At 59.4% G+C, this 22,728-nt stretch carries 23 protein-coding genes; 8 read left to right on the forward strand and 15 right to left on the reverse strand.

The genetic code is table 11. The annotated features are described in order from the left end of the window. Nucleotides 1–74: 74 nt before the first annotated feature. Together BMY49_RS05525 and BMY49_RS05530 are read left to right on the forward strand one after the other, a co-directional pair. Nucleotides 75–380, forward strand: coding sequence for a nucleotidyltransferase family protein (locus BMY49_RS05525; protein ID WP_081136616.1), 306 nt, complete (start codon nt 75–77; stop codon nt 378–380). 442 nt (nt 381–822) lie between these two features. Continuing rightward, complete coding sequence (locus BMY49_RS05530; RefSeq protein ID WP_089675169.1) at nt 823–1,584, forward strand: tRNA-uridine aminocarboxypropyltransferase; 762 nt, start codon at nt 823–825, stop codon at nt 1,582–1,584. A gap of 5 nt (nt 1,585–1,589) precedes the next feature. On the opposite strand, the gene BMY49_RS05535 is transcribed toward BMY49_RS05530, so the two are convergent. From BMY49_RS05535 to def, 8 genes are all read right to left on the reverse strand, one after another. Then, the gene (locus BMY49_RS05535) at nt 1,590–2,495 is read right to left on the reverse strand and encodes a DMT family transporter (protein WP_089675170.1); all 906 of its coding nucleotides are present in this window, start codon (nt 2,493–2,495) and stop codon (nt 1,590–1,592) included. After that, entirely contained in the window at nt 2,492–3,745 is a 1,254-nt protein-coding gene (locus BMY49_RS05540) for a TraB/GumN family protein (RefSeq protein WP_089675171.1), read from the reverse strand. Before BMY49_RS05540 ends, BMY49_RS05535 begins: the two co-directional genes overlap by 4 nt. A 40-nt stretch (nt 3,746–3,785) precedes the next feature. Next, nucleotides 3,786–5,234, reverse strand: a complete 1,449-nt coding sequence (locus BMY49_RS05545) for a TrkH family potassium uptake protein (RefSeq protein ID WP_089675172.1) — start codon at nt 5,232–5,234, stop codon at nt 3,786–3,788. A gap of 32 nt (nt 5,235–5,266) precedes the next feature. Then, on the reverse strand, nt 5,267–6,640 hold the full coding sequence (gene trkA / locus BMY49_RS05550; protein ID WP_062359928.1) for a Trk system potassium transporter TrkA: 1,374 nt from the start codon (nt 6,638–6,640) through the stop codon (nt 5,267–5,269). Nucleotides 6,641–6,752: 112 nt separating this feature from the next. Next, a complete protein-coding gene (locus BMY49_RS05555) occupies nt 6,753–6,959 on the reverse strand; it encodes a dodecin (RefSeq protein WP_054641697.1) in 207 nt (68 codons plus the stop codon). 42 nt (nt 6,960–7,001) lie between these two features. Next, a complete protein-coding gene (gene rsmB, locus BMY49_RS05560) occupies nt 7,002–8,336 on the reverse strand; it encodes a 16S rRNA (cytosine(967)-C(5))-methyltransferase RsmB (protein WP_089675173.1) in 1,335 nt (444 codons plus the stop codon). Then, entirely contained in the window at nt 8,333–9,313 is a 981-nt protein-coding gene (gene fmt / locus BMY49_RS05565; RefSeq protein WP_089675174.1) for a methionyl-tRNA formyltransferase, read from the reverse strand. Before fmt ends, rsmB begins: the two co-directional genes overlap by 4 nt. 136 nt (nt 9,314–9,449) lie before the next feature. Further along, on the reverse strand, nt 9,450–9,962 hold the full coding sequence (def, locus tag BMY49_RS05570) for a peptide deformylase (RefSeq protein WP_089675183.1): 513 nt from the start codon (nt 9,960–9,962) through the stop codon (nt 9,450–9,452). 174 nt (nt 9,963–10,136) lie between these two features. Between def and BMY49_RS05575 the strand changes: the two genes are divergently transcribed. The 5 genes from BMY49_RS05575 (at nt 10,137) to aroE (ending at nt 14,811) form a co-directional block, all read left to right on the forward strand. Beyond that, the gene (locus BMY49_RS05575; protein ID WP_089675175.1) at nt 10,137–11,183 is read left to right on the forward strand and encodes a LysM peptidoglycan-binding domain-containing protein; all 1,047 of its coding nucleotides are present in this window, start codon (nt 10,137–10,139) and stop codon (nt 11,181–11,183) included. 34 nt (nt 11,184–11,217) lie between these two features. Further along, a complete protein-coding gene (gene dprA, locus BMY49_RS05580; RefSeq protein ID WP_089675176.1) occupies nt 11,218–12,339 on the forward strand; it encodes a DNA-processing protein DprA in 1,122 nt (373 codons plus the stop codon). A 48-nt stretch (nt 12,340–12,387) separates the two neighbouring features. Beyond that, nucleotides 12,388–12,945, forward strand: coding sequence for an L-threonylcarbamoyladenylate synthase (locus BMY49_RS05585; RefSeq protein WP_044628939.1), 558 nt, complete (start codon nt 12,388–12,390; stop codon nt 12,943–12,945). A 105-nt stretch (nt 12,946–13,050) separates the two neighbouring features. Beyond that, on the forward strand, nt 13,051–13,983 hold the full coding sequence (gene hemF, locus BMY49_RS05590) for an oxygen-dependent coproporphyrinogen oxidase (RefSeq protein ID WP_074211029.1): 933 nt from the start codon (nt 13,051–13,053) through the stop codon (nt 13,981–13,983). A gap of 9 nt (nt 13,984–13,992) precedes the next feature. After that, nucleotides 13,993–14,811, forward strand: a complete 819-nt coding sequence (gene aroE, locus BMY49_RS05595) for a shikimate dehydrogenase (protein ID WP_062373210.1) — start codon at nt 13,993–13,995, stop codon at nt 14,809–14,811. Between the two features lie 66 nt (nt 14,812–14,877). Here aroE and BMY49_RS05600 read toward each other — a convergent pair whose 3' ends face one another. Together BMY49_RS05600 and BMY49_RS05605 are read right to left on the reverse strand one after the other, a co-directional pair. Continuing rightward, nucleotides 14,878–15,135 carry a hypothetical protein gene (locus tag BMY49_RS05600; RefSeq protein ID WP_044628936.1) on the reverse strand — a complete coding sequence of 86 codons (258 nt, stop codon included), beginning with the start codon at nt 15,133–15,135 and terminating at the stop codon, nt 14,878–14,880. A gap of 18 nt (nt 15,136–15,153) precedes the next feature. Further along, complete coding sequence (locus tag BMY49_RS05605; protein WP_062359912.1) at nt 15,154–15,957, reverse strand: M48 family metallopeptidase; 804 nt, start codon at nt 15,955–15,957, stop codon at nt 15,154–15,156. Nucleotides 15,958–16,395: 438 nt separating this feature from the next. Between BMY49_RS05605 and BMY49_RS05610 the strand changes: the two genes are divergently transcribed. Beyond that, a complete protein-coding gene (locus BMY49_RS05610) occupies nt 16,396–17,268 on the forward strand; it encodes an ATP-binding protein (RefSeq protein ID WP_089675177.1) in 873 nt (290 codons plus the stop codon). A 15-nt stretch (nt 17,269–17,283) separates the two neighbouring features. On the opposite strand, the gene BMY49_RS05615 is transcribed toward BMY49_RS05610, so the two are convergent. The 5 genes from BMY49_RS05615 to hisS form a co-directional block, all read right to left on the reverse strand. Continuing rightward, nucleotides 17,284–17,898, reverse strand: coding sequence for a hypothetical protein (locus BMY49_RS05615; protein ID WP_044628933.1), 615 nt, complete (start codon nt 17,896–17,898; stop codon nt 17,284–17,286). A 171-nt stretch (nt 17,899–18,069) separates the two neighbouring features. Continuing rightward, entirely contained in the window at nt 18,070–19,473 is a 1,404-nt protein-coding gene (der, locus tag BMY49_RS05620) for a ribosome biogenesis GTPase Der (RefSeq protein ID WP_054644943.1), read from the reverse strand. Next, nucleotides 19,470–20,609 carry an outer membrane protein assembly factor BamB gene (bamB, locus tag BMY49_RS05625; RefSeq protein WP_058579888.1) on the reverse strand — a complete coding sequence of 380 codons (1,140 nt, stop codon included), beginning with the start codon at nt 20,607–20,609 and terminating at the stop codon, nt 19,470–19,472. The genes der and bamB overlap by 4 nt, the downstream gene beginning before the upstream one ends. Before the next feature lie 41 nt (nt 20,610–20,650). Then, on the reverse strand, nt 20,651–21,310 hold the full coding sequence (locus BMY49_RS05630; RefSeq protein ID WP_089675178.1) for a YfgM family protein: 660 nt from the start codon (nt 21,308–21,310) through the stop codon (nt 20,651–20,653). 83 nt (nt 21,311–21,393) lie between these two features. Further along, complete coding sequence (gene hisS / locus BMY49_RS05635) at nt 21,394–22,701, reverse strand: histidine--tRNA ligase (RefSeq protein ID WP_089675179.1); 1,308 nt, start codon at nt 22,699–22,701, stop codon at nt 21,394–21,396. Nucleotides 22,702–22,728 lie beyond the last annotated feature (27 nt).

Here is a 22,728-nt window from a genome sequence, read left to right on the forward strand (position 1 = left end):
GGAAAAGAAAGGCTAAAATATGCTAGCCTTTTGAAAGTAATAAATGGCTAGTGCGTAGGCTAAGGAGGTCAACGATGCGCTTAAATGATGTTCAGCGTCAGGCCATCGTCAGCGCCGTGAAGTCGTGTTTTGGGCCGCAAGCGAACGTAAAGCTGTTTGGCTCCCGCACGGATGATCAAGCCAAAGGTGGCGATATTGATCTTCTGATCACAACGGATATCCACGATGTCAATGACATAGTACGGGCTGAAATGCGCTGCCAAGTAAAGCTTCAGCAGCTACTCGGCGAGCAAAAAATCGATATGCTGATTGATTATCCCAGCCGCCAGAATTATCCGGCCATTTTTAGCATTGCTGAGCGGGCAGGACTTCCATTATGACTCAGGATATTGCACTACTACGTTTGCAAGAAGCATGGCGTGAGTGCCAACGGCATATGCATTTTATCAATCAGCGCGAAAAACCGCTTACTTTTAGTGAGCGGATGGATAGCGCGGCATCCGCAGGATGCCCTTGCTGATGATTTGCACAGTGCTATACTACTCACGTCGACACGACCTACCGAGGGGCACTCGGAAAGTTACGTCTGTGGAGACGATGTGAGACCTGGGGGATATGAGTTGGTTCGCCACCGTAAAAATCCCCACTGTGGGACTTTTACGGCGATAACCAAGCCATTCCCTCGGGCAATCGTCTTGGAAGCAGAAACCAGGAAGGTAACAACCTGGGAATCCCCTTCCTTTCCGTCGCTAGACGGCAGCGCAAGCTGAGGGAGGGGAGGATGTCAAACTCTGCGTCCTTTGACGACCCACTGGAGCGCAGATGCCTGACGCGACCTCGCTGCCCCCTGAGCATGATGCAATGACCGACCGCGACCCGGCCACCGGGCATCCGCGCCCGCCTCGGCGTGAATTCAAAGCGCGGGGCAGCTTCGTCAAACGCTGCGAAGGCTGCAACTTGCCCGAGCTGAACTGCCTCTGCCCGTATCAGGTGAAGGCGGAGAGCGACGCTCAGGTATGGCTGTTGACCCACTCCATTGAACACTACAAACCGACCAATACCGGGCGTTTGATTGGCGATGTACTCACCAACACCCGCGTATTTACCTGGTATCGCACGGCGCCGGACGAGGCGCTGGCCGCGCTGCTGCAAGATCCGCGCTATGCGCCGTTCGTGATTTTTCCTGATGACCAGCCAGATTACGCCGACCGCGTGGTGGATATTGACGCGGTGCATGCCGCCAAGCAGCAGGCGCGCATACCGGTATTCATCATTTTGGATGGCACCTGGCGACAGGCGCGGCGCATGTTCCGCAAAAGCCCTTACCTGGATGCACTGCCGGTACTGCCGCTGCGCACCGAGCGGGAGACCCGCTACCGGCTGCGCAAGCCCGCCTCGAAAGCGCATCTGTGCACCGCCGAGGTGGCCATTGAGCTGCTGCGCCAGAGCGGTGATGAAGCAGCGGCAAGCGTGTTGGATGATTACTTTGACGTGTTCAACGATAGCTATGCGGAAAGCCGCTACTATCGCAAGATTGCCGAGCCCACCCCTGCTATGCAGCGGCTGTTAGACAGGCAACAGTAGGAGCGTTAAGGGGTTTGGCCCGGCAACCAGCGTAACAGGACTTTGCGCACCCAATACCAGCGGTTGATCAGCAGCGCGGCGAAGATCAGGCTGCAGCCCAGCAGTTGCAGCGCGGTCATGGTTTCGCCAAACCACCATGCCGCTATCAGTGCAGTCCATACCGCCTCTAACATCAAAATGACCGCTGCATGGCTTGGGGTGGTCATGCTCTGAGCTTTAATCTGCAAGAAGAAACGCAGTGAGCTTGCCAGCAGTACACAGGCCATAAACCAACCCAGAATCGATTTGTTCAGTGCCAGCGGCTGGTGTTCCACTACCAGTGATAGGCTGGTCAGCACCACGCCCACTGAGATGAGTTGTAGCGTGGTGAGAGGTAGGGCGGGAACGTTACGCACCACGCGGGTATTGACGTTGATCAGTAGCGCAAAGCAGAGCGCGGCGCACACCATCAGCAGCTGGCTGGCTTCGATATTAAAGCCTGCGTTGAGCGATAGCAGGGCAAACCCAAGCAGCGCCACGGGTAGCGCGACCCAGGTGGAGCGAGGCGGGCGGTCGCCAAACAGCAGCCGCGCCACTACCGGTACCAATAAAATGCCGAGGCTGTTGATAAACGCGCTTTCGCCTAAATGGTCGGAGTGGTACAGCCCTAATACCCAAAACGCAATGGCCGCACTAAATAACACGCCGACCAGCAGTCCGCGCTGTATTCTACGGGCGGGCATTTTGCGCAGCGTGGGCCAAGCAAATCCCAGTAGTATCAACCCCGCCAATAAAAAGCGCGTCCCTATAAACAATAAGGGCGGCATGCCTGCCAGCGCTTCTTTAGAAAAAATCCAACCACCCGCAGCCAAGGCGGTGACGAGCAGAAGCAGCGCATCCGCCTGCCAGGGGGCTTGTTTAACGCTGTTCACGCCGCGCCGCTGCCAAAGAGCGCGCCTGCAATTCTAAAGCCTGCCACCCAGGTACCAATGGCAGAACCTACGGTGGCTAAGATAAACACCAACAGGGTGCGAGAGACACGGTTTTTCCACCAGCCTTTCAGCTGCGTCACATCATGGCGCAGGGTGGAGAAGTCGCGCACCTTGGGCTTGCGCATATACAGCTCGACCCCCGCCGCTACAAAGCCCGCGCCAATGGTGGGGTTAAGCGATGTAAGTGGTGCAGCGAAGAAGGTAGCAATCACCGTGACCGGGTGAGCAAGCGCCGCAATCGTCGCGCCGCCAGACAGAATGCCGTTAATCAAGAACCACTCGATGACCAGCTGCCAGCCAAGGTCGGTATTGCGTGAAAAGCCCACCACAAAACCGGTAATGACGAGCGCCGTAATCAGCCAGGGGGCGGCTTTCCACAGTTTGGAAGGGGGCGGTGTGGCTTCGAGAGACTCACGCTCCACCGTGGGGTTGTCCGGCAGCGGTGTTTCCAAGTGCTCGCCCGTGCCTTTCAAGTGTCCAGCGCCCAATACCACCAGCACGTTCTGGTAGCGCCCAGGCGGCGCTTCCTCCGCCAAACGCAGCGCCATATAGCGGTCACGCTCGCGAATTAAGGGCGTGTAGAGCGCTTCGGATTCAGCGGCAAACTCGCTGAAGGTGGCCTCTAGCATGTCACCCTCTTTGAGCTTTTCGATGTCCTCTTTGGAGACATCCTGGCGAGAAAGCACGCTGCCAATCAGCCCTGAAAACAGCGAGAAGCGCTGCCACCAAGGCACGTTGCGATAAATGCGTTTCAAAGTGATGCCGACATCTCGGTCTACCAGCAGTAGCGGCAGGTTGCGCGTACGGCACTCTTCAATGGCTGCACGCATCTCAGCCCCCGGCTGAATACCGGACTGCTCGGCGATCCGTTGCTGAAAGGCACCGAGCGCCAGGCTCGCCGCCACCATGCCCGCTTTGCCTTGCTTGAACACCTGAAACAAGTCCTGCTCGCCCATGGCGTCTGGGTTGTCCATGCTGTGGTGACGGGCGTCACACAGCTCAATGGCGACGGCATCGAAGTGACCGCTGTCGATCAGTTGGCGAACGTCGTTGGCGCTCTCGGCAGAGACGTGGGCGGTGCCTAGCAGGGTGTAGTACGTGCCGCCCACCTGAATGGTTTTCAGCGGGCCGCTGGTAGCTGGGAGGGAGCTGCTTTCCTGGGCCTGCGGTGTTGCATCATCTTGATTCATTAAAAAGTCTCAACAAAAAAAAGTAACGAGTGATGCGCGTTTAGCGGCGCCAAAAAGCCGGGGTAAACAGCACCAGTACCGTAAAAATTTCCAAGCGGCCCAGCAGCATGGCAAGCACTAAAATCCATTTGGCGAGGCTGGGCAGATCGCCATAGTGGCTGCTGGCTTCTCCTAAGGCGGGGCCAAGATTGTTCAGCGCCGAGCCAACGGAGGACCACGCCGTTACCTGATCGACCCCCGTCGCCATCACGCCCACCAGCATCAAAAAGAACAGCATCACATAGGCAGAGAAAAATCCCCAGACGGCCTGGGCGATGCTATCGGGAACGCTCACTTTGCCGACTTTAACGGCAATCACGGCATTGGGGTGAATGAGCCGCATGACTTCGCGCATGCCCTGTTTCAAGATCAGGATAATACGGATGACCTTCATCCCCCCGGCGGTAGAGCCGGAGCATCCGCCGACAAAAGCGGCCACAAACAGCAGAAACGGTAGTGCGCCCGGCCACCCGGAAAAGTCCGCCACGGCAAAGCCTGCGGTGGTGGCCACTGAGACAACCTCAAACAGCGCATGGCGTAGCCCCACGATATCGTCGTAGGTGTCGGTGAGCCACAGGGTAATCACGGTAATCGTGGTGAGCCCGGCTAAAAACAGCATAAGAAAGCGCGCTTCCGGGTCCTGGAAGTAGTGCAGTAAGCGTTTTTCCCGCCAGGCAATAAAGTGCAGGCTAAAGCTGAAGGCAGAGATCAGCATAAAGCTAATGCAAATAAGTTCGATGGCGGCGCTATTAAAGTAGCCAATACTGGCATCGTGGGTTGAAAAGCCGCCGATGGCGACGGTGGAAAAACTGTGCCCCAGCGCATCAAACCAGCTCATCCCCGCCAGCATATAGGCGACCATGCAGGCAAACGTGAGCGTTGCGTAGATATACCAGAGCGCTTTAGCGGTTTCGGTAATTCGTGGGGTTAGCTTGGAGTCTTTCAATGGCCCTGGAATTTCGGTGCGGTAAAGGGCCATCCCCCCCACGCCCAGGGTAGGCAAAATAGCCACGGCCAGTACCACGATCCCCATACCACCTAGCCACTGCAGCTGCTGGCGATAATAGCGCACCGATTCCGGTAAAAAATCGATGCCGGTAATCACTGTGGCACCGGTGGTCGTCAGGCCGGAAAACGACTCAAAGACCGCATCGGTAATGCTCAGTGAGCCTTCGCCAAACAGCATGAGCGGCAGCGAACCAAATAGGGCCAGTACCGTCCAGAACATCGCGGCGATAATAAAGCCGTCACGGATACGTAGCTCTTTGTGAGCACGGCGGTTGGGCAGGTAGAGAAACAGCCCCGTCATGACGGTAATCCCAATGCCGCTCATGAACGCGTGCCAGACGCTGTCTCGAAACCAGAGCGACATGAGCATGGGGGGCAGCATCGTTAGGCTGAAAAGCATCAGCAGCAGGCCCAAAATACGTAGAATGACCCGCAAACTCATAGTGGTGGTTGTCTCATACGCTGGCCGGCTCCTTAGAAAAACGTTAATCCGACCTGGAACAGGCGCTCAACGTCGCGAATACGCCGCTTATCGATCACAAACAGAATGATATGGTCGCCGCTTTCCACCCGCACGTCGCCATGGGCGATAATGACCTCTTTGCCCCGCACGATGGCGCCGATGGTGGTGCCGTCGGGTAGGTCGATCTCGCGGATGGTACGGCCCACCACCTTGGACGACTGCTTATCGCCATGGGCAATCGCTTCGATGGCCTCCGCCGCACCCCGGCGCAGCGAGTGCACATTGACGATATCGCCCCGGCGCACGTGGGTCAGCAGGCTGCCGATGGTGGCCTGCTGAGGGGAAATAGCAATGTCGATATCGCCGCCCTGCACCAAATCCACGTAGGCGGCGTTGTTGATGAGGGTAAGCACCTTCTTAGCCCCCAGCCGCTTGGCGAGCAGCGACGACATGATATTCACTTCGTCGTCGTTGGTCAGCGCGCAGAAGATATCGCAGTCTTCGATGTTCTCCTCTTCCAGCAGCCGCTTGCTGGTGGCGCTGCCGTGGAGCACCACGGTGCGATCCAGCCGCTCGGAAAGCGTGGTGCAGCGCTCCAGGCTGTGCTCGATGATCTTCACCTGATGGCTGTGCTCTAAGTGCTCCGCCAGCCGTTCGCCGATATTGCCGCCCCCGGCAATCACCACGCGGCGGAAGTCCCGCTCCACCTTACGCAGTTCGCTCATTACGGCGCGAATATCCCGGCGGGCGGCCAAAAAGAACACCTCGTCGTCGGCTTCAATCACCGTGTCGCCCCGGGGAATGATCGGCCGGTTGCGGCGATAAATCGCCGCCACGCGGGTTTCCACGTTGGGCATATGCTTGCCCAAAAAGGCCAAATCCTGGCCCACCAGCGGGCCGCCGTAGAAGGCTTTCACTGCCACCAGCTGCACTAAACCCCCGGCAAACTCCAGTACCTGTAGCGCGCCCGGGTGCTCAATCAAGCGGCGCACGTGGTCGGTGACCACCTGCTCGGGGCTGATCAGTACGTCGATGGGGATCGCTTCGTGGGCAAACAGGCCCTTACGAGTGAGGTAAGCGGTGGAGCGCACCCGGGCAATTTTGGTGGGGGTGCGAAACAGCGTGTGGGCCACCTGACAGGCGATCATATTGATCTCGTCGGTGTTGGTCACCGCGATCAGCATATCGGCGTCTTCGCAGCCCGCCTGGCGTAGCACAATGGGGTAGGAGCCTGCGCCGGTCACCGTGCGGATATCCAGCTTGGTGTGCAGCTCGCGCAGTTTTGCGCCGTCGGTATCGACGACGGTGATGTCGTTCTCCTCGCGGGCAAGGTGCTCCGCTAGGGTGCCGCCGACCTGGCCGGCGCCAAGAATGATGATTTTCATTGCTGAGCATCGGTTCCGTTATAAGCGCCAGCGCGTTTCCGGCTTGCGGTGTGCGCTGCAATAAAGACGGCGGCCAGTGTAAACCAGCCGCCGTCGAAAAGCAGGTAGGGAATTACTCCAGAGTGAAGCCGACTTTGACGGTCACTTGCCAGTGGGCCACGCGGCCATCTTCAATATGGCCTCGGGTGTCGGTGACTTCGAGCCAGCGCATGTTTTGAACGCTTTCGGAGGCTTTCGCCAGGGCGTTCTGCACGGCTTCCTCAATCCCTTTCTCGGAAGACCCAGTAAGCTCAATATGTTTGTACGTGTGATGACTCATGTTTGCTCCATCCTTGTCATGAATTTACTGCCGGGCAACCGCCTAGGCAGTGCGCTTTTCTAGTCTGGCATAAAAAAAGCCATCGTGACTGCTTTCGGCCGGAAACAGCTGGCGTCCCTGACCGCTCTGCTCTCCCCAGGCCACATCGTGGGGCGTGGTGGCGTTGGCATCCGGTGTGCGGGCCAGAAACGCATCGATTTGTGCCGCATTCTCTTCGGGCAGCACTGAGCAAGTGGCGTAGAGCAGCGTGCCGCCAGGACGCAGTAGCGGCCAGAGGTTATCCAGCAGTTGGCGCTGCAGTTTAGCGAGCTGACGAATATCCTCTTTACGGCGTAGCGCTTTGATATCCGGGTGGCGACGAATCACGCCCGTGCCCGAGCAAGGGGCGTCCAACAAAATGGCGTCAAACGGTGTGCCGCTCCACCAGTCGCGGGTAGTGGCGTCGGCGTGCTTTAGCTCGGCGCTCAGCCCTAAGCGGCTGAGCGTATCGTCCACCCGCGCCAGCCGCTGGTTGTCGTTATCAATGGCGGTGAGTGCAATATCAAACTGCTCTAACAGATGGGCGGTTTTGCCGCCAGGCGCGCAGCAAGCATCCAATACGTGAGCACCGGGGCGTGGGGCGAGCGCCGGGCCAAGCAGCGCTGCAGAGAGCTGCGCCGCTTCATCCTGCACGCTGACGTGGCCCTGCTCAAAACCGGGCAGTATGGCAACGTCGCAGGGCGTTGTTAGCGTAATGCCGTCTGGAGCGTGACAACAGAGATGCCCGTCTAAGCCTTGCTCGGTCAGCTGCTGGAGATACGCTTCACGGTCGTTATAGTGCTGGTTGACGCGTAGGGTCATCGGTCCTGGCTCGTTATTGGCCTGGGCAATGGCACGCCACTGTTCGGGCCAAGCGTGGCGCAGGGCGTCCAGCAGCCAGGGCGGATGCTCCAGGGCAACGTTTTCGTCACGATCAACGACTTCTTGCAGCGCGTCGGCTTCACGCTGCAGGCGTCGCAGGCAGCCGTTCAATACTCGGGTGGCCCACTCTTTGCCAAGCAGGCGTGCTGCCCCGGCGGTTTCTCCTACCGCTGCGTGGGCAGGAATGCGCATATAAAGCAGCTGATAAATACCTACCAGCAGCAGAGCGTGGATATCGGCATCGCGCTTTTTAAATGGCTGTTTGAGGAGCTGGCTAGCCAGTGCTTCTAGGCGTGGAAGGCGGCGGCAGGTGCCGTAACAGAGCTCTTTCAGCAGGCCACGGTCTCGGGCCACTACGCTATGTTCATCCAAGCTGGCCAGCGACCCTTTATCAGTGAGAACCGGGACGAGGCTACGGGCAGCGGCTGCGCGGACATCTAGGCCGCTGCCGCCTTTGGCTGGGCGTTGCTGGCTCATTGGCTAGCTCCTTGCGGGGTTTGCCCAAGGCGAACGCCGACGGTGAGTGAGGTTTGGCGGGCGTTTAATAAGTCGCGTACCGCCATCGCTTTGCCGCCAGGTAGCTGGGCACGGCTGACACACAGCACTTCTTGCCCTTGTTCGCCGCAGGCAATACGCAGGTGATCATCGCCATGTTCCAACAGCGTACCGGGGGGCGATGGCGGCTGTTCACCTTGCTCGACGCTGGCCATGAGTAGGCGCAGGCGGTCGTTACCTAGCGTGCACCAAGCCACCGGCCACGGGTTGAAGGCGCGGATTTTGCGCGCCAGCTGCTCGGCGGGCTGGCTAAAGTCTAGCTCGGCCTCGGCCTTGCTGAGCTTGGCGGCGTAGGTCACGCCCTCTTCCGGCTGAGGCGTTGCCTCTAGGCTGCCGTTGTCGAGGTTGTCCAGCACGTGGATCAGCGCATTAGCACCTTGAATGGCCAGCCGGTCGTGGAGGTCGCCACCGGTGGTGCGGGAGGTAATTGGGGTACGCACTTCATACAGCATGGCGCCGGTATCCAGCCCCGCATCCATTTGCATGATGGTCACACCGGAGACGCTGTCGCCCGCTTCAATGGCGCGCTGAATCGGCGCCGCACCGCGCCAGCGGGGCAGCAGCGAGGCGTGCACGTTAATGCAGCCTAGGCGCGGCGTGTCCAGCACCGCTTGGGGTAGCAGCAGCCCATAGGCGACGACGACCATCACATCGGCGTTCAGTGCCGCCAGTTCGGCTTGATCATCGGCGTCTTTGAGACTGGCGGGTTGGACCACCGGCAGCCCGTGCTCTTGTGCTAGCTGTTTGACCGGGCTGGGCGTGAGCTTGCGGCCGCGTCCAGCAGGGCGGTCGGGTTGGGTGTAAACCGCCACCACTTCGTGTTCGCTGTCGAGAACGGCAGCAAGGCTGGAGGCGGCGAAGTCTGGCGTGCCAGCAAAAACAACGCGTAACGGTGACATGGTGGAGAGCCCTTAGGAGAAGAGAGAAAGTGCCATCTATGAAACGCACAAAGGCCGAGAGGCAGCGCTGTTGTTACAGGCGAGTGCCTGCGGGCAGCGTGTCAGCTCGGCCAGTGGCCAGGTGATGAGGTGCCGGTTAGGCGTCGTTCATCAGCTTGTGGCGCTTTTGCATTTTTTTCATCACCCGGTCGCGCTTGAGCGGTGAGAGGTAATCCACAAATAGTACGCCTTCCAGATGGTCGTACTCATGTTGAATGCAATGGGCCAGTAGGCCATCTGCTTCCAGCTCGTAGGGCTCACCGTTACGATCCAGCGCGTTGAGCTTCACTTTCAGGTAGCGCGGCACTTCAGCGTAGTATTCAGGGATCGACAAACAGCCCTCGGAGAGCGGCTCTTTGGCATCGCCAATGGGCTCGTAGCGCGGGTTAATCAGCACCAGCGGTTGGGAGTTATCGTCGCTGACATCCATGACGACCACGCGGCGATGGACATCGACTTGCGTTGCGGCAAGGCCGATGCCGCGCGCGTCGTACATGGTCTCCAACATATCGTCGACGAGCTGGCGGACCTCGTCGTCAACGGTTTCCACCGGTGCCGCCTTGGTGCGCAGGCGCTCGTCGGGGAATTCGAGAATAGGAAGTTTGGCCATGGCGTTACAATCACCGTTATGCTGAGTCTTTAAGATGAGCTGGCTGCCACCTGTGTCGGCGAGCCTAACTACTTTACTATTGACCACTATATCATGCTGATAGCGATCCTGGGCACGCGCGACACCGTGCAGCCCCTTAAACCGCTTCACCAACGACTGCCCGGGGAGAATCGGATGGTGGCTCTAAAGCCTCTTTATTATAGCGTCTTTGGCGTGCTCTTAATGTGGGTGCTGTCGGTCAGCCAGCCAGCCTTAGCCGTGGAAGGGCTGCGCAACGATGCGCCACAGCGCTACGAAGTAGTGCCTGGCGATACGCTTTGGGATATCTCCGCCCGTTATTTACGCTCGCCCTGGCAGTGGCCTTCGCTATGGCAGGCGAATCCGCAAGTTCGTAACCCGCACCTTATCTACCCCGGCGATGTGCTGGTATTGGGGACATGCCAAGGCCAACCATGCCTTTCTGTGGAGCGGGGCCAAGGGGTCGTAAAGCTCTCGCCGCAGATGCGTACAGTGCCTAAACGAGAGGCGATTACTCCTATTCCGATGGAGGTGGTGCGCGCCTTTCTACGGGAGCATCGCGTGGTGGAGCCAGGAGAGAGCCCGCAGGAGCTTGCGTATGTGGTGGGCGGCGATAACCAGCGCTTGATTAGCGGCGCAGGCGATACCCTGTACGTGCGTGGCAGCGTACCCGCCAGAACGCGCCTGGGCATCTACCGTCCAGGCGAGCCCTATGTATCAGCCAATGGCGCACTGTTGGGCGATGAGTTGATCAATATTGGCGAGGCGCGCTACCTGGGCAGCGAGGGCGATATTGCTCGCATCGAAGTGCTTAGCGCCTACCAAGAAGTGCGTAATAACGACATCCTGCTGCCTTTAGAAGATCGTGAGCTAAGCGATGCCTTTGTTCCCCGTGCACCGTTGAATAACGTGTCGGGCCAGATTGTTGCGGTACCGGGCGGAGTACGATTTATTGGGCGGCTGCAAGTGGTGGCACTGGATCTGGGAACGCAAGACGGCCTACAGCCGGGCCATGTATTGCGCGTAGACCAGCAAGGGGAGTTGGTAACTGACCCACGTACCCAAGAGCTGCTGCGGTTGCCCAATACCGAGGCAGGATTGGTGATGGTGTTCAGGCCCTATAACCATATGAGTTACGCCTTGGTCATGCAGGCCTCAAGGGTGCTGGCAGTGGGAGATAGTGTACACACGCCGACGCGCTAAGGTGTGCATCAAGATTTGATATAAGGGGAGCTCTATGGACGCTAAGGAGTGGCTGGCGGTAAATGCTTTGCCCGGTATGGGCGCTGCGCGGATTGCGCAAATGGTGGCGCGCAAGCCTCAATGGCCACAAGGGTGGCTAGCGACTTTGCCCAGCAATGCCGCCAATGCCCTGCGATTGTGGCTGGCGCAGCCAGAACGCAGCCCGCTGCAACAAACGGTCAATGACACCCTCTCCTGGTTACAAGAAGGCCCCAACCGCCATCTGCTTCACCGCGACCATCCTGCATGGCCAGACCTTTTAAACCAACTTCCTGACCCGCCAGCAGTACTATGGGCCCAGGGCGATCTTCGCGCGTTAGAGGCCCCGGGCCTTGCCATGGTAGGTACTCGTCGCCCAACGTCGGAAGGGAGTGGACATGCCCAGGCGTTTGCCCGGGAGTTGGCCAACCGAGGCTGGTGCATTGTCAGCGGGATGGCGCTGGGTGTGGATGGGGTGGCTCAGCGTGCGGCGCTCGCCGCAGGTGGAAGCTCCATTGCCGTGCTTGGCTGTGGTATTGATGTCATCTACCCCGCCCGCCATCGTGATTTGTATGAACAGCTCAGTACGCTACCCGGCGGCTTGCTGCTCTCTGAGCATCCACCAGGCACCGTGGCCCGTCCGGCCTTCTTCCCCCGGCGCAACCGAATTGTAACGGGCCTTTCGCTAGGCACCTTAGTGGTTGAAGCAGCCGAGAAGAGTGGCTCGCTCGTCAGCGCCCGCCTCGCCCTAGAGCAGGGTCGCGAGCTGTTTGCGCTGCCGGGTTCGCTACACAATGTCCAGGCTCGTGGCTGCCTGCAACTGTTGCGTAGCGGCGCCACCCTGGTGCGCCATGTGGACGATATTCTCGAAGAGTTACAGCATTGGGTGTCGCGCTTTGTGCCTGCGCCGCTAGCAGTTGCAGCCGATGAGCCGTTGGCTCATCAACCGAGTGTTGAAGTACCGTCGGCGGATAATCTGTTAAACGCCTTAGGCCCATCGCCTACCCCCATTGATGTGTTGGTGCAGAGCACCGGTATCTCGGTCAGCGAGTGCCAGCAGCGGCTATTGATGCTGGAGCTGGATGGCAAAGTGACGCAGCAGGCGGGTGGTTGGGTGCGGCTGGCAGCGCCATGGTAAGATGCAAACTCAATTTTGTGATTGGCTGAGAGCTTATCAGGAGCGTCTATGAAACCGGCGGTTGACGTGAAAGCGGCGGTGAGCGCGCTGCGTAAAGGCGGTGTGATTGCCTGCCCCACCGAAGCGGTATGGGGGTTAAGCTGTGACCCCGATAACGACGAAGCGCTGGCGCATCTCATGCGTATGAAGGAGCGCGACCCGGCCAAGGGCGTGATTTTGGTGGCGGCGAGTATCGCGCAATTTCAGCCCTGGCTGAACCAGTTGCCGTTGGAACTCCATGCGCCGTTGGCGGCCAGTTGGCCAGGCCCGAATACTTGGCTGGTGCCGGACAATGGTCGCAGCCACGGCCTAGTACGCGGCGCTCATCAAAGCGTGGCGCTACGCGTCACCGACCATCCGCTGATGAAAGCACTGTGCGAAGCCTTTGGCGGGCCGCTCGTCTCCACTTCCGCTAACCGTGCAGGCGATCCGCCCGCTATGAGCGCGGAAGAAGTCGCCACGATCTTTGGCGATGACGTAGCCGCCATCGTGGCGGGCGAATTGGGCGGCAATGCCAAACCCAGCACCATCCGCGATTTAGTGACCGGCAAAGTGATGCGTGACTAGCCGCTCGGCTTCGTCACACTGTCAGCGATTCACGATTCACGATTCACGATTCACGATTCACGATTCACGATTCACGATTCACGATTCACCTCACCAGGAGTTACCGTGGCCCACGAGCACCTAGACGACGTTAAAGCGTACCTTCTCGACCTTCAGGAGCGGCTCTGTGAAGGGCTTGCTGCCGCCGATGGGCGGGCCGCGTTCAAAGAGGATAGCTGGCAGCGCGAAGAGGGCGGCGGAGGCCGCTCGCGGGTGATGGAGTCGGGCGCTATTTTCGAAAAAGGCGGCGTCAACTTTTCCCATGTCCACGGTGCGCAGCTGCCGCCGTCTGCGACTGCTGCCCGGCCCGAGCTAGCCGGGCGCAGCTTCCACGCGGTGGGAGTCTCCTGGGTGATGCATCCTGAAAACCCCAATGTGCCGACAAGCCACGGCAACGTTCGCTTCTTTATTGCCGCAAAAGAGGGTGAGCCGCCGGTGTGGTGGTTTGGTGGCGGTTTTGACCTAACCCCCTACTATCCGGTGTTTGAAGATGTGGTGCACTGGCACCAAGTGGCCCGCGAGGCCTGCGCGCCCTTTGGTGAGGGCGTTTATGAGCGCTATAAAACCTGGTGCGACGACTATTTCTATCTAAAACACCGCGAAGAGACCCGCGGCGTTGGTGGGCTATTTTTTGATGACCTGAACGAAGGCAGCTTTGAAGAGTGCTTCGCGTTTCAGCGCGCGGTGGGCGACAGCTTTCTGGACGCTTACCTTCCCATTGTCGAGCGCCGAAAGCAGGACGCGTGGGGCGAACGCGAGCGTGATTTCCAGCTTTACCGCCGCGGCCGCTACGTGGAGTTCAATCTGGTGTGGGACCGGGGTACGCTGTTTGGCCTGCAAAGCGGCGGGCGCACGGAGTCCATTCTGATGTCCATGCCGCCGCTGGCCCGTTGGGAGTACGCTTTCACTCCCGAGCCGGGCAGCCGTGAAGCGCAACTGCACGACTATTTGGTGCCACGCGATTGGTTGGCCGAGGCCACCCAGCAGAACAACGCCTAAGGAGCTTCGATGACTGACCGCTACTGTGTGTTTGGTAACCCAATCAAACACTCTAAATCGCCGCTGATCCACGGTGAGTTTGCCAGCCAGACTCATCAGGCCATGAGTTACACCGCCGAGCTGACGCCGGTAGAGGGGTTTGCCGACGCATGGCGGGCGTTTATCGCCGATGGTGGCCGTGGTGCCAACGTGACCGTTCCCTTCAAAGGCGATGCCTTTGCGCTTTGCGATACCCTGAGCCACCGCGCCAAGCGCGCACAGGCGGTGAATACGCTGATTGTGGGCGGTAACGGGCGTACCTATGGCGATACCACCGACGGTATCGGGTTAGTGCGGGATTTGGCCTATCACCGCGTCCCTCTGGCGGGTAAGCGTGTGCTGGTCATCGGCGCAGGCGGCGCGGTGCGTGGCGTATTGGAACCGCTGCTGGCGGAGCAGCCCAGTGAGGTCGTTATCGTCAACCGCACGGCAGAGAAAGCCGAGCAGTTGGCCCAAGCGTTTGCCGACTTGGGCAATATCCAGGGCGGCGGTTTAGCATCCATCGACGGGCAGTTTGATCTGGTGATTAACGGTACCAGTGCCAGCCTATCAGGCGAGCTGCCGCCGCTGCCGGAGACGCTGTTTGCCAAAGGTGCCTGGGCCTACGATATGATGTACGGTTCAGAGCCGACGGTGTTTCTACAGTGGGCGGGGCCGCGAGGCGCCAAGCTGCTGGATGGTTTGGGGATGCTGGTTGAGCAAGCCGCCGAGTCGTTTTTTCTATGGCGCAACGTTCGGCCTGAGACGGCCAGCGTGCGCACGCTGCTGCGGCAATCGCTCAACTATTAGCCGGTAGGGGGATAGGAGATAGTTGAGGCAATGGGGGCGAACGCCCCCATTCAGGTTGTGCTTGGGCTAACGCGGTTTGGTATAAAACCCCACCATACACATCACCAGCCCCACCACGGATAACAGCATGCCGCCATTCACCAGCAGCGGCGAGCGCTGCAGCCACGACACAAAAGGTTGTGGCGTATCGTAGCAAGCTCCTTCCAGATAGTTCCAGTAGCCGCCCTCAAGCTGGCAGGCGCGAACGTCGCCCAGCTCCCAAAAATAGACGCCCAGCAGTACTAAAATCGGCAGGACTAACAGCAGTAAACCCAAACGGATCATCGAAACCTCTAAGCGCCGCTATGGACGCGGGCAGTTGGGAGTGCGGCCGTTGTTGCGGGCCTGCTCATAACTCGTCAGTGCCCGATCCATGTTGGCTTGGAGGCCCTGAATGCGCTGGCCTTGCCCGGGGTGGGTCGACATCCATACGGGGGGCGCGCCGCCGCCGGTGGCTGCCTGCATGTTCTCCCACAGAGTGACGCTTTCACGTGGGTTGAAGCCTGCTTGGGCCATGAGGTCTAGGCCAATCACATCGGCCTCGCTCTCATGGGCGCGGGAGAATGGTAGTACGATGCCGTACTGAGCGCCCATGCCGAGTACCCCCATCAGCTGCTGGCCACCGGCGGACTGCATGCCGGAGGTGCTGGAGAGTACCGATAGGCCTAATGACGTGGCGCTCTCGGTTGAGGCGCGCTCATTGGCGTGGTTGGCCAGCACGTGACCAATCTCATGACCAATCACAGAGGCTAATTGGTCCTGGGTTGTGGCAATATCCAGCATGCCCGTGTTCACACCCATGTAGCCGCCAGGAAGTGCAAAGGCGTTGGGCTGCTCGGATTCAAACACCCGGATTTGCCAGTCTAACTGCTGCTGCTCGGCAGGCAGTTCTGCCACAATGGCATCCGCAATACACTGCACATAGCGCTGGCTTGCCTGACCCGCTGTGGGCAGTTCCTGCTGATATTGGGTAAACGCCTGACGGCCCATCTCGTTCAGCTCGCTATCAGAGAGCAGCAATAGCTGCGAGCGACCGGTGGGGGAGGTCGTACAGGCGGCGATTGAGGCGCAGAGCGCCGTAACCGCTAATGGGCGAAGCCAACGCATAGATAGTTTCCTTATAGACGAGTGGGGATCCTTGCACACAAGTTGACATCCTCCCTTCCCTCAACTTGCGCTGCCGTCTGGCGACGGAAAGGAAGAGGATTCCCAGGTTGTTACCTTCCTGGTTTCTGTTTCCAAGACGATTGCCCGAGGGAATGGCTTGGTTATCGCCGTAAAAGTCCCACGGTGGGGATTTTTACGGTGGCGAACCAACTCATATCCCCCAGGTCTCACATTGTCTCCACAGACGTCACTTTCCGAGTGCCTCTCGGTAGGTCGTGTCGACGTGCGTAGTATAGCACTGTACAAAACGTCAGCAAGGGCATCCTGCGGATGCCGCGCTATCCATCCGCTCACTAAAAGTAAGCGGTTTTTCGCGCTGGTTAATAACCACTGTTAGTGGTAAACCAACCCTTATCATAACGCTCTCTGAGGATGACGATGGATACTGAATTAAGCCAGCGCCTAGCGCGGTTACTCGATCATGTCGACCACTGGCTGCCGCCAGCGCCCACGCCGGTTGAGTGGGACACCCATGTAGCGGCCATCTGGCAGCGCCACCCACTGGGCGGGCGGTTGGTGCCGGTACCCCCGAGAGACACCATGACGCTGGACGACCTGCTGGGCATTGAGCGCCAAAAGCTGGCGTTGGTCGATAACACCCGGGCATTTTTGCAGGGGCTGCCAGCTAACCATGCGCTGCTCTGGGGCTCACGAGGTAGCGGGAAATCGTCTGTGATACGCGCGCTGCTCAACTCGCTGGCCACAGAGGGGTTACGGCTGATCCAGGTTGACCGACATGATCTATCGAGTCTGCCGCTGCTAGTGGAACAACTGCGGGATCAGCCGCATCGCTTCGTAGTGTACTGTGACGATCTCTCCTTCGAGGGTAACGATGACGCGTATAAGGCGCTCAAGAGCGTGCTAGACGGCGCGCTGACCGGGCCACCAGATAACGTACTGCTCTATGCGACCTCGAACCGTCGTCACCTGCTGCCGGAGTCGATGGATGACAATAGCGGTTCACGGTTGGTGGGGGAGGAGTTGCATCACGGCGATGCGGTGGAAGAGAAAATCTCGCTGTCAGACCGTTTCGGCCTGTGGTTAGGCTTTCATCCGTTTAGCCAAGCCACCTATCTTGAAGTGTGCGAACACTGGGTGAGTCGTATTGGTGGACAGCAAGAGTGGGATGAGGCCGCCCGTGCGGAGGCGGTACGTTTTGCCACGCTACGCGGTGGGCGCAGCGGCCGGACAGCGTGGCAGTTTGCGGCCCACTACGTAGGCCGCAAACGCCTTCATGAGCGCGGTGAGTAGCGCGCTTGGCAAGACTTAGCGTTGGGGGATGAGCTGCCCGTCGGCGCCCACGTTCAAGCGAATGGTCGGGGTGAGCAGGCCAGCGGGCAGTGTCATGCCCAGGCCGCGCAAATCCCCTGGGGTAATGGCCAGTTCACTGCCTGCAGGCAGCTCCCCTTGGCTGGCGAGTTGGCTGGCCAGCTCTAGCATTGGCGTCATTTGCTGGTGGTCTGCAGCTAGAACATCAAAGGCCACCGGCAGGCGGAGATTGGCGTCTTCCCCAGACGTGAGGGTAACGTTCTGCCCATAATTGCCTTGCACTGGGTCTACGCCAGGCATGTCCAGCGTCCAGCGAAAGCCAGACATCTCCACCGGAGGCATGCCAGCGGGCAGGCCAAGCCCCATCGCCAAGGTGGCTTGCACCGGCAAGCTGCCAGCACCCAGGCTAGAGGCCAGCAAGCTCGATAGATCGCTGGTGTCCAATCCAGCATTGACGCTGTAAGGGCCAATGCGTACGTCCTCAATCCCCAGCGATGTGACCGCCAGACGAAACGCAAACAACCCTGTTTGAGGCAACGCCAAGCAGCCGGTTAGCAGGCTCGCCAGCAGCAGTAAAACCAAGCCGCGTCCGCGACGAAAAGCGTAGTGCATGTACGTCCCTCCTAAGAAGGGCAAGTGTTGATAAGAAAGGATCGGTCGAGCAGGTGACGAAAAGCGTCGCTATTTGAGGGCGGGAGGGGGGCTCTGTCAAGTAGATTCGGTGGTAGTGCCAACAAAAACGCCCGCTGCGTATACAACGGGCGGGGAAGCAAAGTGCCGCGCTTAACGGCGGCTTTTGCGCGCCTCTTTGGTACGGTTAAGCTCGCGCTTTTTGGCTTTCTCTTTATCGCTGGCGCCCGCCATGTTATCGAACGGGTTGTTGCCCGACCGGAACTCAAAGCGCATCGGCGTGCCGCGCACCTTCAACACTTTACGGAAGGTATTGGTCAGGTAGCGACGATAAGCCTCAGGCAGCGATGCTGTCTGGTTGCCATGCACCACAATAATCGGCGGGTTGCTGCCACCCTGGTGAGCCATACGCAGCTTGATGCGGCGGCCGTTGACCATGGGGGGCGGATGCTGGCTTACCGCATCCTGCAGCAGCGTGGTGAGACGGTTGGTCGACCAGTGCGCGTTGGCGGCGTTAAACGCCCGCTCAATGGAGGGGTACAAGTCGCCCACTGCGGTGCCATGCAGCGCGGAAATAAAGTGCAGCTCGGCGTAGTCGGCAAAGCCCAGACGGCGCTTGATGTCGGCGCGCATCTTCTCTTTGGCTTCGCTCTCCAGCCCGTCCCACTTGTTGACCGCCAGTACCAACGCACGCCCTGTGGTGAGCACGTAGTCCAGCAGGTGCAGGTCCTGCTCAACCAAGCCGCTGCGGGCGTCCAATACCATGACGGCCACGTGGCTCTCTTTGATCGCATCCAGCGTTTTGATGATCGAGAACTTTTCGGCGATTTCACGCACGTTCTTACGCCGCCGAATGCCGGCGGTGTCGATCAGCACGTACGGCTTGCCGTTGCGCTCGAAAGGGATTTCGATAGCGTCGCGGGTGGTGCCCGCTTCATCGAATACTACCACGCGCTCTTCACCGAGCAGGCGGTTGACCAGCGTAGATTTACCCACGTTCGGGCGGCCAATCACGCCAATGCGAATGCCTTTGCTGCCTGTATCGGCAGGAATGCTGGCATCCCGTTCGGGGAAGGGTTCAAGCACCGTATCAATCAGCAGCGATACGTTGCGGCCATGAGCGGCGGCAATCGGCCACGGGTCACCCAGGCCCAGTTTCCAGAAATCGGCCATGGCCGAGTGCTCTTCCAGGCCGTCGGTCTTGTTGACCACCAGCCAGGTCTTTTTCTGGTTGACGCGCAGGTGGTTGGCAATCGCTTCGTCGGCGACGTTCAACCCGGCGCGGGCATCGACCAGGAACAGCACGATATCGGCTTCGTCGATGGCCGCGAGGGACTGCTCGGCCATCGCGGCATCGATGCCTTCTTCGTCACCGCTGATACCGCCGGTATCGATGACGGTGTACGCCTTTCCACCCAGCATGCCGTTACCGTATTTACGGTCACGGGTCAGGCCAGGAAAGTCTGCCACCAGCGCATCGCGCGAGCGGGTCAGACGGTTAAACAGCGTCGATTTGCCCACATTGGGGCGACCGACTAATGCAATGACGGGTGTCATGGAGTGACTTCCAGGGTTTCCAGGCGACCATTGTTGGCCTGGACATGAATGGTGCTGCCTTCCGTGACCGGGCGCACGCTAATACCCGAATCATCGATACGGGTGCGGCCGACCAGGTTGCCTTCGCGGGCGTCGATGAGGTGGACATAACCCTCAAAATCACCCACGACGATGCGGCCATCGGCAAAGGCGGGGGCGGTGAGCCAGCGATCTTCCAGGTCATCGTTACGCCAGATCTCTTGGCCGCTGTTGGCGTCCAAGGCAACGATGTGGCTGTCGTCGCTGACCACAAATAAGAAGTCGCCCACCAGAATCGGCGTGTGGCGGCTGGAGAGGTTGGTTTCCCACAGCACACCGCCACGGGTCGCTTCCAGCGCAACCACACGGCCGTTGTAGCTAGTCACGAACAGGAGGCCATCGGGGCTAAGTACTGGCTGGCCAGACAGGTCCACTAGGCGCTCAACGTCGCTACGGCCACGTGGTGTGGCAATCTGCATTTCCCAAAGGGGCTGGCCGCTGCGGTTGTCCAGCGTCGCCAGGCGTCCGTTGGCCGTACCCACGAAGGTGACCGGGTCGATGACCATTGGCGTTCCGGTGCCGCGCAGCGTTAAAGCAGGCTGAGAGCTGGTGTAGACCCAGCGCTCTTCGCCGCTGGCGCGGTCCAGAGCGGTAATTTGGCCGTCCACGCTCTGAACCAGCAGTAGCTGCTGGTTGGCTTGCGGAGCTGCCAGTACTTCGCTGGTGACCCGCGAACGCCAGGCAACGCTACCGTCGCGCTGGTCGAGGGCAATCACTTCACCGTTGCGGGTGCCCAAGTACACCTGGCCTGCAATCGCGTTCAGCGCACTAGAAATAGGGGTATCCAGCTCGACTTCCCACTCACGCTCGCCGCTGTTGGCATTGAACGCGGCCACTAGACCGTTGGTGTCTGCTGCAAAGACCGTATCGCCTTCACGGGATGGGGCGATGGGGTAGCGAGCGGGGCCAAAGCCATCGCCAACGCGGCGACCCCAAACGCTGTCCAGCGAAGAGGTTTCATCAAAGCTGCGCAGCTCTTTGGGCGTGAACGCTGGCTCACCTTTGCTGGCACAGCCAGCCAATAGCGCCAGCGCCATGGCGCCGAGCGTGGTGCGCATCAGATGTTTAGAAAAAAGCGGTTTTGACAGGCTAGTCGTTATCACTGTGTCGCCTCCTCGGCGCCGAGATCGTCAAGCTTGAACTGCACGCCGTAAAGCGGCTGGTTCTGCGTTTGGGCGATAGACTGCGCGGTTTGCCATGCATCGCGAGCCTGCTCTGGCTGGTTCTGAGCCAGGAAAGCATCGCCTCGCACGTTGGCTTGTTGAGCGGCCAGCGCATCGGAAATAGGCTGATCAAGAAGCGCTAGCGCGGCTTCCGGGTTACCTTCAGCCACTTCAATGCGTGCCAAGCGCAGCCATGCCAGGCTTTGCACATAGCGGCGTGAGGAGTTGCTGGCCACGTCCTGCAGTGCCTGCTTGGCCGCTGAAAGGTCGCCTTGCTGTACCGCAAGGCGGGCTTCCAATAGCTGTGCCAGTTCGGCATACAGGGTGTTGCCGTAGTCGTCGGTGAGCTCATCAATCAGCGTTTGTGCCGCGCTTAACTGATCCCCTTCCAAGGTGGTGCCAGCGGTCATGTTGATGAGCTGCTGGTATCGGGCAGAAGCTGCCTCTGACTTACCCTCTTGGTAGTTCTGCCATGCGTTCCAACCAAAGACGCCCGCCGCAGCGAGAACGGCACCGGCAATGAGCGAGGTCCCGTTCTCTTTCCACCAGCGTTTGACGACTTCTAGCTGCTCTTCTTCGCTTCTCAGCTCCGCCACGGGCGGCCTCCTGTTTCATGGGTCAGCCGCTTTTGCGGCTAACGAGTGTTCATCCGCCCCAGGCATCGCTGGGGGCAGTTACGTTAATGAGACGGTAGGTTAGGCAGTAACTCGCGAAGCGTCTCGGCCAACGCTGCCTGGGCCACCTGCTGCTGCTCGCGGTCATCGCGCAGAAACTTCAGTGTGGCGGTTTGGTTGGCGAGCTCATCCTCACCCAGCAGAATTGCCACCGGCGCGGCGCTCTTATCCGCCTTCTTCATCCGGCTTTTGAAGCTTCCGCCGCCGCAGTGTAGCTGTAAGCGTAGAGATGGCAGCGCGCTTCGCAGCTGCTCTGCTAGCATGAGTGCAGCAACAGTGGCGCTGTCATCCATGGGCACCAGATAGACATCGCATCCGCCCATGGCATCCGCTGGTACCAAATTCAGAGTTTCCAGCAGCAGTACTAAGCGCTCAATACCCATGGCAAAGCCCACCGCGGGCGTGGGCTTACCACCGAGCTGCTCGACCAGACCATCGTAGCGGCCGCCAGCACACACGGTGCCCTGGCTACCTAGAGCTGTGGTGGTCCACTCAAATACGGTGCGGCAGTAGTAGTCCAGGCCGCGCACCAAACGCGGGTTGACCACGTATGGAATGTCGGCGGCATCCAGCATCGCTTTGAGCTGCTCGAAATGCGCGCGGGACTCGTCATCCAGATGATCCATCAACTGCGGGGCCGCGTTGAGCATCTCGGCCATATCAGGATTTTTAGAATCCAGAATGCGCAGCGGGTTGCTGGTTAAACGCCGCTTGGAGTCTTCATCCAAAACGTCCTGGTGCTGCTCAAAGTAGGCCACCAGTTTGTCTCGGTAGGCCGCCCGCGCTTCGGCGGAACCCAGGGAGTTAAGCTCTAGGGTGACGTGCTCCATCAAGCCAAGCTCTTGCCATAGCCGTGCCGAGAGCAGTATGACTTCGGCATCGATATCCGGGCCATCAAAGCCGTAGGTTTCCACGCCCACTTGGTGAAACTGACGGTAACGCCCTTTCTGAGGCCGTTCGTGGCGGAACATCGGCCCTTGGTACCAAAGCCGCTGGGTTTGGTTATGCAGCAAGCCGTGTTCCATTGCCGCCCGCACGCAGCTGGCGGTGCCTTCAGGGCGCAGAGTCAGGCTGTCACCGTTGCGGTCGTCGAAGGTGTACATCTCTTTCTCGACGATATCGGTGACTTCGCCAATCGAGCGGGCAAACAGCGCGGTTTGCTCCACGATTGGCGTACGAATTTCATCGAAGCCGTAGCGGTGCATCAATTGGCGTACTTTGCCCTCAAAAAATTGCCAGCGAGGGCTGTCGCTGGGCAATAGGTCGTTCATACCACGGATGGCTTGAATCTTTTTAGCGGCGGACTTGCTCAATGAAAACTCCTTGTCTGGGCGGCAGCG

It is taken from the genome of Vreelandella aquamarina, assembly GCF_900110265.1.
Classification (GTDB): Bacteria; Pseudomonadota; Gammaproteobacteria; order Pseudomonadales; family Halomonadaceae; genus Vreelandella; species Vreelandella aquamarina.

Excerpts from the sequence above, each read along its gene's own strand:
- BMY49_RS05530 (WP_089675169.1), top strand. The coding sequence starts at position 823 with ATGCCTGACGCGACCTCGCTGCCCCCTGAGCATGATGCAATGACCGAC.
- BMY49_RS05610 (WP_089675177.1), top strand. The coding sequence starts at position 16,396 with ATGGATACTGAATTAAGCCAGCGCCTAGCGCGGTTACTCGATCATGTC.
- BMY49_RS05600 (WP_044628936.1), bottom strand. The coding sequence starts at position 15,135 with ATGATCCGTTTGGGTTTACTGCTGTTAGTCCTGCCGATTTTAGTACTG.
- bamB (WP_058579888.1), bottom strand. The coding sequence starts at position 20,609 with ATGCGCACCACGCTCGGCGCCATGGCGCTGGCGCTATTGGCTGGCTGT.
- aroE (WP_062373210.1), top strand. The coding sequence starts at position 13,993 with ATGACTGACCGCTACTGTGTGTTTGGTAACCCAATCAAACACTCTAAA.
- BMY49_RS05575 (WP_089675175.1), top strand. The coding sequence starts at position 10,137 with ATGGTGGCTCTAAAGCCTCTTTATTATAGCGTCTTTGGCGTGCTCTTA.
- BMY49_RS05545 (WP_089675172.1), bottom strand. The coding sequence starts at position 5,234 with ATGAGTTTGCGGGTCATTCTACGTATTTTGGGCCTGCTGCTGATGCTT.
- fmt (WP_089675174.1), bottom strand. The coding sequence starts at position 9,313 with ATGTCACCGTTACGCGTTGTTTTTGCTGGCACGCCAGACTTCGCCGCC.
- BMY49_RS05605 (WP_062359912.1), bottom strand. The coding sequence starts at position 15,957 with ATGCGTTGGCTTCGCCCATTAGCGGTTACGGCGCTCTGCGCCTCAATC.
- der (WP_054644943.1), bottom strand. The coding sequence starts at position 19,473 with ATGACACCCGTCATTGCATTAGTCGGTCGCCCCAATGTGGGCAAATCG.
- BMY49_RS05540 (WP_089675171.1), bottom strand. The coding sequence starts at position 3,745 with ATGAATCAAGATGATGCAACACCGCAGGCCCAGGAAAGCAGCTCCCTC.
- BMY49_RS05555 (WP_054641697.1), bottom strand. The coding sequence starts at position 6,959 with ATGAGTCATCACACGTACAAACATATTGAGCTTACTGGGTCTTCCGAG.
- BMY49_RS05585 (WP_044628939.1), top strand. The coding sequence starts at position 12,388 with ATGAAACCGGCGGTTGACGTGAAAGCGGCGGTGAGCGCGCTGCGTAAA.
- BMY49_RS05615 (WP_044628933.1), bottom strand. The coding sequence starts at position 17,898 with ATGCACTACGCTTTTCGTCGCGGACGCGGCTTGGTTTTACTGCTGCTG.
- def (WP_089675183.1), bottom strand. The coding sequence starts at position 9,962 with ATGGCCAAACTTCCTATTCTCGAATTCCCCGACGAGCGCCTGCGCACC.
- dprA (WP_089675176.1), top strand. The coding sequence starts at position 11,218 with ATGGACGCTAAGGAGTGGCTGGCGGTAAATGCTTTGCCCGGTATGGGC.
- rsmB (WP_089675173.1), bottom strand. The coding sequence starts at position 8,336 with ATGAGCCAGCAACGCCCAGCCAAAGGCGGCAGCGGCCTAGATGTCCGC.
- BMY49_RS05525 (WP_081136616.1), top strand. The coding sequence starts at position 75 with ATGCGCTTAAATGATGTTCAGCGTCAGGCCATCGTCAGCGCCGTGAAG.
- trkA (WP_062359928.1), bottom strand. The coding sequence starts at position 6,640 with ATGAAAATCATCATTCTTGGCGCCGGCCAGGTCGGCGGCACCCTAGCG.